The following is a 12,444-nucleotide window of genomic DNA, read 5'->3' as shown; positions in this document are numbered from 1 at the left end:
CGCCGACGTCATCGCCGAGACGCTCAAGCCGTCGTACGACGCGGAGGCCCTGAAGGCCCGGGTCAAGGCCCTGGCCGACAAGCACCCGCTGTACCCCGGCCTGTAACCGACACCCTCCCGCAGGGGCGTGCCGTGACCGTTCGGCACGCCCTCCAATCCCACGGAGTATGGCGTGGCAATCAGCGTCTTCGACCTGTTCTCCATAGGCATCGGGCCGTCCAGCTCGCACACGGTCGGCCCGATGCGCGCCGCCGGGATGTTCGTCGCCCGGCTGAAGCGGGACGGCGTGCTCGCCCAGACCGCCGCGGTACGGGCGGAGCTGTTCGGCTCCCTCGGTGCCACCGGTCACGGCCACGGCACCCCGAAGGCGGTGCTGCTCGGCCTGGAGGGTTGTGAGCCGCACACGGTCGACGTCGCCCAGGCCGACCTGGACGTCGAGCGGATCCGCCACACGGGGCGCATCCGCCTCCTCGGTGCCGAGATCGGTCCGGCCCACGAGATCGACTTCGACGCCTCGACCCAGCTGGTGCTGCACCGTCGGCGCTCGCTGCCGTACCACGCCAACGGCATGATCCTCTTCGCGTACGACGCCGACGGCGTGCCCCTGCTCGAGAAGACGTACTACTCCGTGGGCGGCGGCTTCGTCGTCGACGAGGACGCGGTCGGCGCGGACCGCATCAAGCCGGACGACACGGTGCTGAAGTACCCCTTCCGCACGGGCGACGAACTGCTGCGCCTGACGAAGGAGACGGGCCTGTCGATCTCCGCACTGATGCTGGAGAACGAGAAGGCCTGGCGCACCGAGGCGGAGATCCGTGCCGGCCTGCTGGAGATCTGGCGGGTCATGGAGGCCTGTGTCGGGCGGGGCCTGGGCCGTGAGGGCATCCTCCCCGGCGGTCTGAAGGTCCGTCGGCGGGCCGCGGCGGCGGCTCGCGCGCTGCGCAGCGAGGGCGACCCGGCGGGCCGTGCCATGGAATGGGTGACCCTCTACGCGATGGCCGTGAACGAGGAGAACGCGGCTGGTGGCCGGGTCGTCACCGCCCCGACGAACGGCGCGGCCGGCATCATCCCCGCCGTCCTTCAGTACTTCCTCGACTTCGTGCCGGGCGCCGACGAGGACGGCATCGTCCGCTTCCTGCTCGCGGCGGGCGCCATCGGCATGCTCTTCAAGGAGAACGCCTCCATCTCCGGCGCCGAGGTCGGCTGCCAGGGGGAGGTCGGCTCGGCCTGCTCGATGGCCGCCGGTGGTCTCGCCGAGGTGCTCGGCGGATCTCCCGAACAGGTCGAGAACGCGGCCGAGATCGGCATGGAGCACAACCTCGGGCTCACCTGCGACCCGGTCGGCGGCCTCGTCCAGATCCCCTGCATCGAGCGCAACGGCATGGCCGCGGTGAAGGCCGTCACCGCCGCCCGCATGGCCCTGCGCGGCGACGGCCGCCACCACGTCTCCCTCGACAAGGTCATCAAGACCATGAAGGAGACCGGCGCCGACATGAAGGTCAAGTACAAGGAGACCGCCCGCGGCGGCCTCGCCGTCAACGTCATCGAGTGCTGAGGAGACGGACGGAGGAAGGGGGCGGACGGAGCGTCACGTCCACGTACAGAACTGGGAGTGAGGCCATGGGACGGGTCACAGAGCGACGGCGCGTGCTGCGGATCCGGGACGGTGCGCCGAGCACGCGTCCGGACACACTGGTGGCGGAGGAGCCACTGGAGATCCGGCTCGGCGGCAAGCCGCTGGCGATCACCATGCGCACACCCGGCGACGACTTCGCGCTCGCCGCCGGATTCCTGGTGAGCGAGGGCGTGGTGAGCCGGGCCGAGGACGTGGCGAACATCGTGTACTGCGCGGGCGCGACACAGGACGGCTCGAACACGTACAACGTCGTCGACGTACGGCTCGCCCCCGGCGTACCGCTGCCCGACATCACGCTCGAGCGGAACGTGTACACCACGTCGTCCTGCGGCCTGTGCGGCAAGGCAAGCCTGGACGCCGTACGGACCACGACACGGTGGCCGATCGCCGACACACCCCGGGTCAGGGTCACCCCGGAACTGCTGGCTGGCCTGCCTGACCGACTCCGGGCCGCGCAACGGGTGTTCGACCGCACCGGTGGACTGCATGCCGCCGGGCTGTTCTCACCCGAGGGCGAGTTGCTGGACCTGCGTGAGGACGTCGGCCGGCACAACGCCGTCGACAAGCTGATCGGCCGCGCGCTGCGCAACGGCGGACTACCGCTGTCCCGCTCCATCCTGCTGGTGTCCGGACGTGCCTCCTTCGAGCTGGCGCAGAAGGCGGTCATGGCCGGCATCCCGGTGCTGGCGGCGGTCTCGGCTCCGTCCTCCCTCGCCGTGGACCTGGCGGCCGAGACGGGACTCACGCTCGTCGGCTTCCTGCGCGGCGGCTCCATGAACGTGTACGCGGGCGAGCAGCGCATCGACCTGCGAGCCTGCGCAACGGCGGGAGCCGGTACGTGACCCGGCTCGAAGCGGTCCGGCGCAGCCCTGGCCAGGGCGACACCCTCGTCGGCCCGCCCCGATCGCGGCCACCCGGTACTCACGGCCGCCCCCGCCGCGTCGCGATGCTCAGCGTGCACACTTCCCCGCTGCACCAGCCCGGCACCGGCGACGCCGGCGGCATGAACGTCTACATCGTCGAGCTGGCCAAGCGCCTCGCCGCCATCGACATCGAGGTGGAGATCTTCACCCGGGCCACGTCCGCCCAACTCCCGCCCAGCGTCGAACTCGCGCCCGGCGTCCTGGTACGGCACGTGGCCGCCGGACCCTACGAGGGCCTGGCCAAGGAGGACCTCCCGGCCCAGCTCAGCGCCTTCACACACGGCGTGACGCAGGTCTGGGCCGACCACCACCCCGGCCACTACGACCTGGTCCACTCCCACTACTGGCTCTCCGGCCACGTCGGCCGGCTAGCCGCCGAGCGCAGGGGCGTCCCGCTCGTCCACGCCATGCACACCATGGCCAAGGTCAAGAACGCCTCGCAGGCCGAGGGCGACACCCCCGAGCCCGCGGCCCGCCTGCTCGGCGAGACCCAAGTCGTACGGGCCGCCGACCGGTTGATAGCGAACACCGAGAACGAAGCGCAGGAACTGCTCCGCCACTACGACGCCGACACCGGCCGGGTCGCCGTCGTCCACCCCGGTGTCGACCTGGAGCGCTTCCGCCCCGACCCCCGGGGTGTCGAGGCCGGCCGGGCCGCCGCCCGGTCCCGCCTCGGCCTCCCGCAGGACGCGCTGATACCGCTGTTCGTGGGCCGCATACAGCCGCTGAAGGCACCGGATGTACTGCTGCGTGCGGTCGCGCGGTTGCTGGACGAGCGGTCGTGGCTGCGTGAGCGGATCCTGGTGCCCGTCGTGGGCGGGCCCAGCGGCAGCGGCCTCGCCGAGCCGGAAGGGCTGCAGAAACTGGCGGCCCGCCTCGGCGTCCATGACGTCGTGCTGTTCCGGCCGCCGGTCGGCCAGGACCGGCTCGCCGACTGGTACCGGGCGGCGTCCGTCCTGGTCATGCCCTCCCGCAGCGAGTCCTTCGGTCTGGTCGCCGTCGAGGCACAGGCCTGCGGCACCCCGGTGATCGCCGCGCGGGTCGGCGGCCTGCCGGTGGCCGTACGGGACGGGGCGAGCGGCGTTCTCGTACCCGGACACGACCCGGCGGACTACGCGCGGGCGCTGTACGGCTTCGCCGGCGACCCCGCCCGCTCGGCACGGATGAGCGAGGCAGCGGTCCGGCATGCCCGGTCCTTCGGCTGGGCCACCGCCGCGGCGGCGACGGCGGACGTGTACACGGCGGCCCTGCGCGGCCGAAGCCACGGCTTGCGCGCAGTCGGACAGAGACAACTCCGGTAGCCGGTCCGAACTCCTGTCCGGGCGGGCCGGTGCGCAGTACCGTGCGGGCAGTCCGCGCAGTCCGCACGGCAGGGGGTGGAGATGCCCGGGTACGACATGCGCGCCGCGCGTGTGGGTGGGCCGTACAACCATGGATGACCAGCGAACTCCCGGCAGCAGGGAAGCCCGCCACGATGTCCGGAAAGCGGGCCGGATGGCTGCGGAGGACGGCCCGTCCGCCTACGCTCGCTCCGTGCTGCGCATCACCGACGCCCGAACCGGCGAGCCCGTCGACGCCGCCCCCGCCCGCCGGGGCCTGACCCGGATCGAGGCGCATACGGAGGGCTTCGACGTCACCGCCCTGCGGATCCTGCTGGTCGCCGATCTCCTGGTCCGCGCCCTGGAGCTCGGCGGCACACCGGTCTGGGCGCTGCTCGACGAGGAGCGGCAGCAGGCGGAGCTGCGGGCCGGCGCCGCGGCGCTGGGCATCCGGCCCTTCGAGGACGGCCGGGACGCCGCGTCGGGACTGGGCGAGGCGCAGGTCATCCACGTCGTACGGGAGGGAGGCGCGGAGCCCGACGGAGTGCGGGTCGCCGTCGCGCCCGTGCACTCGGAGGCACCCCCCGAGGAGGCCGACCCCGCGGCCCTGCGCCTCGCGCTGCTCTCCCTGCGCAGAAACGTGCCGGTGCGGCTCGACACTGCCGCCCTCGCCGACGCCCACGACACACTCGCACGCTGGCGCGGTGCCGTCGCCGCCTGGGCGCAGCGGCCGTCGCGGCCCATCCCCGACGAGGTGCGGGCGGAGCTGCGCACCGCATGGGAGGGCGACCTGGACGTGCCCGGAGTCCTGAGAGTCCTGCGCTGGGTGGAGACCGCCTCGGACCTGCCCGACGGCGCCCGCTTCGAGACGTACGCCTACGCCGACCGACTCCTCGGCCTCGACCTCACCCACGACCTGGGAACCCCCTCATGACCGCCCGCATCGGAGCCGGACCGCTGCGCCGTCTGGTCGTCCTCCGGCACGCCAAGTCCGCCTGGCCCGAGGGAGTCGCCGACCACGAACGCCCCCTCGCCCCACGCGGCCAGCGGGACGCCCCCGTCGCGGGCCGCATGCTCGCCGACGCGGACTGCCTGCCGGACCTCGCGCTGTGCTCGACGGCGGCACGCGCGCGTGCGACCTGGGAACTGGCGTCCGCCGAGTGGGGCACGCCGCCGCCGGTGCGCCATGACCGGCGGCTGTACGGGGCCGACGTGCCCGACCTGCTGGCGGTCGTGCACGAGGTGCCTCCCGAGGTCAAGACGCTGCTGCTGGTCGGGCACAACCCCGGCCTTGAGGACCTCGTCCTCGAACTCGCCGGGGACGGTCTGGACGACACGCTGGACGAGGTCAGCACGAAGTTCCCGACGTCGGCGATCGCCGTACTCGCTTGGCACGGGGCCGCGTGGCGGGCCCTCGCGCCCGGGACGGCGCTGCTCACGGACGTGATGGTGGCGCGCGGCAGGAAGAAGTGAGCCGAGCAGCGGCCGGGGGCTGGGGTCCTTGGCCGGCGGCATAGGCTGTCCCGATGCAGGACGAGTACCGCACAGTCGCCCACGCGGGCGTGCACGAGACCGAGGTCAACCGCTCACGCTTCATCTGTGCGCTCGCCCCGGCCGCCACCGAGCAGGAGGCCCAGGAGTTCGTCGCCGCCGTCCGCAAGGAACACGCGGACGCCACACACAACTGCTGGGCCTACGTCATCGGCGCCGACGCCGCCGTCCAGAAGGCCAGCGACGACGGCGAACCGGGCGGCACGGCCGGCGTCCCCATGCTGCAGATGCTGCTGCGCCGCGACATGCGCTACGTCGTCGCGGTCGTCACCCGCTACTACGGCGGTGTGAAGCTCGGCGCGGGCGGCCTCATCCGGGCGTACGGCGGAGCCGTGGGCGAGGCCCTGGACACCCTCGGCACGCTCACCCGGCGCCGCTTCCGGCTGGTCACGGTCACCGTCGACCACCAGCGCGCCGGCAAGGTGCAGAACGACCTGCGGTCGACCGGGCGCGAGGTACGGGACGTGCGGTACGCAGAGGCGGTCACCATCGAGGTCGGCCTGCCGGACGCCGAGGTGGAGACGTTCCGGGCGTGGCTCGCGGACGTGACGGCGGGGACGGCCGGGTTCGAGCTCGGGGGAGAGGCGTACGGGGACGCGTGAGCGGACAGACGTACGGCGACGTGTGACCTTTTCCGCCCCGGTCGCGGGAAGAAGGGCGGCATTCATCGGGGCAGGCGTGGCACCTGGGTCGTCATGCAGGGGACACGTGCGACGGTGCAGGGTGCTCGGCGCCATGTCGGGGCGGCCGTACGGGCGGCTCGGCGGGCATGGACGCAGCCGGGCCGGGAACGGGATCTGTCGGTACAGGCCGCCAAGGCGGCGCTGGCGGCCTGTGTGGCCTGGGCGGTGGCGGGCTGGTGGCTGAAGATGCCGATGGCCTTCGTCGCACCGTGGGTCGCGGTCGTCCTGGTGGAGTCGACGGTGTTCCGGTCGATCGCGCACGGGCTGCAGCAACTGGCGGCGATCGCCACGGGCACGGTGGTGGCCACCGGCGTGGCGCTGATGCTGGACTCCCCGATGGCGGCGATGGGCCTGGTGCTGCCGGCCGTGGTACTGCTGGGCAACTGGCGGCGCCTGGGCAGCCAAGGCGTCTACGCTGCCACGGGTGCCTTGTTCGTACTGACCGGCGGACCGGTCACGATCGCCGGGTCGGCGGCCCGGATCGCGGAGGCGGTCTTCGGCGCGGTGGTGGGCATCGCCGTCAACGCGCTGATCCGGCCTCCGGTCTATCTGCGCAGCACCCGCTCCGCGCTCGAGGAGGCGGCGCACGAGGCGCAGGAGATCCTGGACGCGGTGGCCGACCGGCTGGCCGCCGACGAGTGGGATGCCCGAACGGCGGGTTCCCTGCATGAGCGGGCCCTGCGGCTCTACCGCCTGGTGGAGCAGGCCCGTGCTGCGGTGGGCTGGAGCCGCGAGAGCCTGCGCGCCAATCCCCGGCGCCGCAGCCGCGCCGTCTCGCCGCCCGGACAGGACTACGACGACGCGGTCACCGTGCTCGACTACCTGGCCGTCCACACCGCGGGCGTCACCCGGGCGCTGCTGGAGGCGTGCGAGGACGAACGCGGGCAACCGCGCCCGGGACCGCCGGTCACCGAGCGGTACGCGGAGTTCCTGCGGGGCAGTGCCCGCGCCATCCAGCTCTACACCCGCAGCCGGTTCGCCCCGGGCGGTCACGACCAGCACGCCGACCAGGAGCTGCGAGAGGTGGTCGATGACATGGTCCGCGCTCTGGACGATCTGCGGCAGCGGCTCCATGCCGCGGTGCCCGACGACCCCGACGCGCTGGCGAGCTACGGCACACTGCTCACGCAGGCGCGCCGGCTGGCCGACCAGTTGGCCAGGCACTGAACCATCTCTTATCGGGCATGCACGGCATAGCGGATCAAGTCGACCCGTTAAGGGGCGGGTGCGGGAACGTTCATGACGGGGCGATACGGGAGTAACCGCTCGTGCTGTCAGACCCGGCCGTTAGTCTCGGGGATCATGAGGCTGCTGCACACTTCCGACTGGCATCTCGGCCGGGCGTTCCACCGGGTGAACATGCTCGACGCCCAGAACGAGTTCATCCGCCAACTCGTCGCGACCGTGCGCGAGCGGGGTGTCGACGCAGTGGTCGTGTCGGGAGACGTGTACGACCGGGCGGTGCCGCCGCTCGCCGCGGTCGAACTGTTCGACTACACCCTGCACAGCCTCGCCGAGCTGGGCGTGCCGACGGTGATGATCTCCGGGAACCACGACTCCGCGCGCAGACTGGGCGTCGGCGCCGGGCTCATGGAGCGTGCGGGCATCCACCTGTGCACCGACGCCTCGGCGGCGGGCATGCCGGTGATCCTGACCGATGCCCACGGTGACGTCGCCTTCTACGGGTTGCCGTATCTCGAACCCGCGTTGGTGAAAGACGAGTTCGGGGTGGAGAAGACGGGCCACGAGGCCGTGCTCGCCGCCGCCATGCGCCGGGTCCGCTCGGACCTGGCGACGCGCGCGCCGGGCACCCGGTCCGTCGTCCTCGCGCACGCCTTCGTCACCGGAGGCGAGGCCAGCGACAGCGAGCGGGACATCACCGTCGGCGGGGTGGCCGCGGTGCCCGCCGGGGTCTTCGACGGCGTCGACTACGCGGCGCTGGGCCATCTGCACGGCTGCCAGACCATCACCGACCGGGTCCGCTACTCGGGCTCGCCGCTGCCGTACTCCTTCTCGGAGGCCGGTCACCGCAAGACCATGTGGCTCGTCGACCTGGACGGCGACGGCGCGCTCACCGCGGAGCGCGTGGACTGTCCGGTGCCGCGCGCGCTCGCCCGACTCCGGGGAACGCTGGAGGAACTGCTCGCCGATCCCGGGCTGGCGAGGCACGAGGAGTCGTGGGTCGAGGCGACGCTCACGGACGCGGTGCGCCCCTCGGACCCGATGGCCCGACTCGCCGAGCGCTTCCCGCACACCCTCAGCCTCGTCTTCGCCCCCGAGCGGGCGCCGGACGATCCCGAGGTGTCCTATGCGCGGCGGCTCGCGGGCAGGAGCGACCAGGAGATCGCGGAGGACTTCGTCGCGCATGTGCGCGGGGCCGGGCCGGACGAGCGCGAACAGGGCGTGCTGCGGGACGCGTTCGACGCGGTGCGGGCCGACGAGGCGGTGCGGGAGGTGGCGCGGTGAGGCTGCATCGCCTCGACGTGACGGCGTTCGGGCCGTTCGGCGGTTCCCAGAGCGTCGACTTCGACGCGCTGTCGACCGCCGGGCTCTTCCTGCTGCACGGCCCCACCGGCGCCGGCAAGACCTCCGTCCTGGACGCCGTCTGCTACGCGCTCTACGGCTCCGTGCCGGGCGCCCGGCAGAGCGGACAGGGCATGACCCTGCGCAGCGACCACGCCGCGCCCGGCACACGCACCGAGGTCCGCCTCGAACTCACCGTCGCCGGGCGCCGGTTGGAGGTCACCCGGCAACCGCCCTGGGAGCGCCCGAAGAAGCGCGGCTCGGGTACGACGCTCGACAAGGCGCAGAGCTGGCTGCGCGAGTACGACGCGCGGGCCGGGGCCTGGAAGGACCTCAGCCGCTCGCACCAGGAGATCGGCGAGGAGATCACCCAGCTGCTCGGCATGAGCCGTGAGCAGTTCTGCCAGGTCGTGCTGCTGCCGCAGGGCGACTTCGCGCGCTTCCTGCGCGCCGACGCCGAGGCCCGCGGCAAGCTGCTGGGCCGCCTCTTCGACACCCACCGCTTCGCCGAGGTCGAGAAGCGCCTCGCCGAGCGGCGACGGGCGGCCGAGGCCCAGGTGCGGGACGGCGACGCCGCGCTGCTGGCCGACGCGCACCGCATGCAGCAGGCGGCGGGCAGCGTGATGGAGCTGCCGGAGCTGGCACCGGGCGAGCCGGGGCTGGCCGAGGCCATCCTGGGTGCCGCCGCCGTCGCCCGCAGCACCGCGCGCGAACAGCTGACCGTCGCCCACTGCCACCTCCTTGCCGCCGAGTCCGCCCAGGCCGCCGCCGACCGCACCCTCGCCGACGTACGCGAGGTGGCCCGCCTGCAGCGGCGGTTCGCCGAGGCACAGGCGCGGGCCCGGCTGCTGGAGGAGCGGGCCGACGCCCACCGCGAGGCGCAGGCACGCATGGAGCGGGCCCGCAAGGCGGAGACTGTGGCACCGGCACTGGAGCTGCGGGAGGCCGCCGACGCGGAGCACCGGCGGGCCGCCGAGGCGCAGGCACGCGCGCTTGCGCTACTGCGGGATGCCCTCGGGGGAGGAGGTGCGGGAGTTGGGCCGGGCGGCGGTGCGGGGGCCGGGCCCGGAGGCGATTCACCGGACGGGCCAGGGGCCTTCCGGCCGCAGGACGTTCTCGCCGATGACCGGTCCGGGGCCGCCGGGGCGCCCGCCTCCTCCCGGACACCGGACACCTTCCCCGAAGGGCACGCGCCTGCCCAGGCCGCGCACACCTTCACCGACTCCGGCGCCGCCGGGCTGGCGGCCGCCGCGCGGCGGTTCGCCGAGGAACTGGGCGGACTCGAGTCGGCCCGGCGGGGTGAGCGACGGCTGAGTGAACTCCTGGCGGAACGCGCGCAGTTGGACCGTCAGGAACGGGCGGACGACGAGGTCCGACTGGAGGCCGAAGCCTGGCTCGCCGGATGGGAGGCGACCCGGGCCGGACTGCAGACCCGGATCGAGTCCGCCCAGGAGGCCGCGCACCGCGCCGACCAACTGGCCGTGCAGCGCGAGCCCGCGCGGCAGCGGCTCGCCGCGGCCCGGCTGCGCGACCAACTGGCCCGCGACACGGACACGGCCGCCGAACAGGCCGCTCACGCCCAGCAGCAGGCACTCGAGGCCAAGGCGCACTGGCTGGACGTCAAGGAACAGCGTCTGAACGGCATCGCCGCCGAACTCGCCGCGCAGCTCCAGGACGGCGCACCCTGTGCCGTCTGCGGTGCGACCGAGCACCCCGCCCCGGCCCGCAAGGACGCCGGACACGTCGACCGGGAGGCGGAGGAGCGTGCGCTGGCCGCCTACCAGCAGGCGGAGGAACGGCACACGGAGAGCGAACGGCGCCTGGGCGTCGTACGGGAAGCCCTGGCCGCCGCCACCGCCGAGGCCGGTGATCTGCCGACGGGCCGGCTCGCGGAAGAGGCCGACCAGTTGGAGCGGCTGTACACGCAGGCCCGCAGGGACGCCTCGGCACTGCACGCCGCACACGAGGAGTTGCGGCGGGCCGAGGCGGAACACGAGCAGCGCACCGCGGCCCAGCAGCAGGCGGCGGTCCGGGCCGCCGCCCGGGTCGGCCACCGCGAGCGGCTGGACCGCGAGAAGACGGCCCTGGAAACGGAGTTGGCCCAGGCGCGCGGCACCGCCGACAGCGTGGCCGCACGGGCCGCGCAACTGGAGCGCCAGGTCGCGCTGCTCACCGAGGCCGCCGACACCGCGCGCGCCGCCGAGGACACCGCCCAGCGGCTCAAGGACGCCGACGCCCGCCTGGCCGACGCCGCCTTCCGCGCGGGCTTCGACACCCCGCAGGCCGCGGCCGCCGCCCTCCTCGACGACACCGCCCACCGCGAGCTGCAACGACGCCTGGACGCCTGGCAGTCCGAGGAGGCGGCGGTACGCGCCGTCCTGGCCGAGGCCGACACCGCGGCCGCCGCCCAGCAGCCGACCGCCGACGTGGAGTCCGCGGAGCGCACCGCTTCCCTCGCCGCCCAGCGTGCCCGCGACGCCGCCTCCGCGCGCGACGCGGCCGCCCGGCGCTGCACCGAACTCGACCGGCTGTCCACCCGAGCGGCCGTCGCCGTACGCCAACTCGCTCCGCTGCGCGAGGAGTACGACCGCGTGGCCCGCCTCGCCGGGCTCACGGCGGGCACCTCGGCGGACAACGAACGCAAGATGCGCCTGGAGTCGTACGTGCTCGCCGCACGCCTCGAACAGGTCGCCGCGGCCGCGACCGTTCGGCTGCGGCGCATGTCCTCCGGCCGCTACACCCTGGTCCACTCCGACGACCGCGCGGGCCGTGGCCGCAGCGGTCTCGGGCTGCATGTGGTCGATGCCTGGACCGGTCGCGAACGGGACACGGCGACCCTGTCGGGCGGCGAGACGTTCTTCGCCTCGCTCGCCCTCGCCCTCGGCCTCGCGGACGTCGTCACCGACGAGGCCGGCGGGGTCCGCCTCGACACGCTCTTCATCGACGAGGGCTTCGGCAGCCTCGACGACCAGACGCTGGACGAGGTGCTCGACGTCCTGGACTCACTGCGCGAGCGGGACCGCAGCGTCGGGATCGTCAGCCATGTCGCCGATCTGCGGCGGCGGATTCATGCGCAGTTGGAGGTGGTGAAGGGGAGGTCGGGGTCGGTGTTGCGGCAGTGGGGGCACTGAGCGAGGGAGCGTTTTCAATTCGTGATCCCAGGGCTCAGCAATACCCACTGAGATTTCAGGAGTGATGTCGGGCGTTCGACGAGTGATCACTGGGCCCGATCGTGAGCCGTAGCATGGACACCGAACAGTGCAGGATCCGTCCGTGGACTCCGTGGACACCGTGGCCTTCAGCCTTTCGGGTCGAACTCTCGCCGCAGGGGGTTACCGCTGCAGCGGGCGTCGGACGAGCTGCCTGGCCTGGCCGTATGCCTCCTCGGCGATCTTGGATGCGAGGGTCTGGATGAACGGCACGACGGGGGTGGTGACGAGCGCCGTCGCGGTGATTGCCACCAGTTCCGGGCCAGTTCCCCGTGGGAGTGGTCCCTCGTGCTCGGGTGGCGCCTCAGCCCGCCTGCGCCAGTCGGCGGCTTCCCCCGCCCGGCCGAGCTTGTCGAGAAGGTAGGCCAGTCATCCGGCGCTCTCCCAGACTCCCCAGATGCCTGCTTCCGCTTCCTGCCTCAGACACTTCGGGGCCTCCTCCAGACGCTCCTGCTTGATCAGTAACGAAGTCAGGCCGCGGCGCGCGTAAGGTCGGCCGCTGGCAACGGCCGCCCGGTACCAGTGCTCCGCTTCGGTCGTCCGCCTCCGTCGTTCGAGGAAATAGCCAAGGGAGTCCTCCAAAACCGCTGAGATTGAGAG

General features: G+C 73.2%; 10 protein-coding genes. 9 read left to right on the top strand and 1 reads right to left on the bottom strand.

All coding sequences use genetic code 11. The features are described from left to right. Nucleotides 1-172: 172 nt before the first annotated feature. From IF78_RS0129885 to IF78_RS0129845, 9 genes are all read left to right on the top strand, one after another. Nucleotides 173-1,555, top strand: a complete 1,383-nt coding sequence (locus IF78_RS0129885) for an L-serine ammonia-lyase (protein ID WP_031485993.1) — start codon at nucleotides 173-175, stop codon at nucleotides 1,553-1,555. A 65-nt stretch (nucleotides 1,556-1,620) separates the two neighbouring features. Continuing rightward, complete coding sequence (fdhD, locus tag IF78_RS0129880) at nucleotides 1,621-2,478, top strand: formate dehydrogenase accessory sulfurtransferase FdhD (protein WP_031485992.1); 858 nt, start codon at nucleotides 1,621-1,623, stop codon at nucleotides 2,476-2,478. Next, a complete protein-coding gene (gene mshA, locus IF78_RS0129875) occupies nucleotides 2,475-3,860 on the top strand; it encodes a D-inositol-3-phosphate glycosyltransferase (RefSeq protein ID WP_031485991.1) in 1,386 nt (461 codons plus the stop codon). The genes fdhD and mshA overlap by 4 nt, the downstream gene beginning before the upstream one ends. Nucleotides 3,861-4,053: 193 nt before the next feature. Further along, entirely contained in the window at nucleotides 4,054-4,812 is a 759-nt protein-coding gene (locus IF78_RS0129870; RefSeq protein WP_031485990.1) for a hypothetical protein, read from the top strand. Continuing rightward, the gene (locus tag IF78_RS0129865; RefSeq protein WP_031485989.1) at nucleotides 4,809-5,351 is read left to right on the top strand and encodes a SixA phosphatase family protein; all 543 of its coding nucleotides are present in this window, start codon (nucleotides 4,809-4,811) and stop codon (nucleotides 5,349-5,351) included. The genes IF78_RS0129870 and IF78_RS0129865 overlap by 4 nt, the downstream gene beginning before the upstream one ends. Before the next feature lie 53 nt (nucleotides 5,352-5,404). Then, nucleotides 5,405-6,031, top strand: coding sequence for a YigZ family protein (locus IF78_RS0129860; protein ID WP_031485988.1), 627 nt, complete (start codon nucleotides 5,405-5,407; stop codon nucleotides 6,029-6,031). Between the two features lie 93 nt (nucleotides 6,032-6,124). After that, nucleotides 6,125-7,279, top strand: a complete 1,155-nt coding sequence (locus IF78_RS0129855; RefSeq protein ID WP_051828268.1) for an FUSC family protein — start codon at nucleotides 6,125-6,127, stop codon at nucleotides 7,277-7,279. A 135-nt stretch (nucleotides 7,280-7,414) separates the two neighbouring features. Next, a complete protein-coding gene (locus IF78_RS0129850) occupies nucleotides 7,415-8,578 on the top strand; it encodes an exonuclease SbcCD subunit D (protein WP_031485986.1) in 1,164 nt (387 codons plus the stop codon). Then, nucleotides 8,575-11,766: an AAA family ATPase gene (locus tag IF78_RS0129845; protein ID WP_031485985.1), complete on the top strand. Its 3,192-nt coding sequence runs from the start codon at nucleotides 8,575-8,577 to the stop codon at nucleotides 11,764-11,766. The genes IF78_RS0129850 and IF78_RS0129845 overlap by 4 nt, the downstream gene beginning before the upstream one ends. A gap of 201 nt (nucleotides 11,767-11,967) precedes the next feature. On the opposite strand, the gene IF78_RS50495 is transcribed toward IF78_RS0129845, so the two are convergent. Further along, the gene (locus IF78_RS50495; protein ID WP_267882980.1) at nucleotides 11,968-12,096 is read right to left on the bottom strand and encodes a hypothetical protein; all 129 of its coding nucleotides are present in this window, start codon (nucleotides 12,094-12,096) and stop codon (nucleotides 11,968-11,970) included. Nucleotides 12,097-12,444: the final 348 nt, after the last annotated feature.

The sequence above is a fragment of the Streptomyces bicolor genome, from assembly GCF_000719285.1.
GTDB classification, from domain to species: Bacteria; Actinomycetota; Actinomycetes; order Streptomycetales; family Streptomycetaceae; genus Streptomyces; species Streptomyces bicolor.
Note: the sequence above shows the minus strand (reverse complement) of the source record. Positions and strands in the feature narration are given on the sequence as shown.

What these genes read in the sequence shown, in the direction of transcription:
- fdhD (WP_031485992.1), top strand. Translation starts at nt 1,621, where the DNA reads ATGGGACGGGTCACAGAGCGACGGCGCGTGCTGCGGATCCGGGACGGT.
- IF78_RS0129870 (WP_031485990.1), top strand. Translation starts at nt 4,054, where the DNA reads ATGGCTGCGGAGGACGGCCCGTCCGCCTACGCTCGCTCCGTGCTGCGC.
- IF78_RS0129865 (WP_031485989.1), top strand. Translation starts at nt 4,809, where the DNA reads ATGACCGCCCGCATCGGAGCCGGACCGCTGCGCCGTCTGGTCGTCCTC.
- IF78_RS0129860 (WP_031485988.1), top strand. Translation starts at nt 5,405, where the DNA reads ATGCAGGACGAGTACCGCACAGTCGCCCACGCGGGCGTGCACGAGACC.
- IF78_RS0129855 (WP_051828268.1), top strand. Translation starts at nt 6,125, where the DNA reads ATGCAGGGGACACGTGCGACGGTGCAGGGTGCTCGGCGCCATGTCGGG.
- IF78_RS0129850 (WP_031485986.1), top strand. Translation starts at nt 7,415, where the DNA reads ATGAGGCTGCTGCACACTTCCGACTGGCATCTCGGCCGGGCGTTCCAC.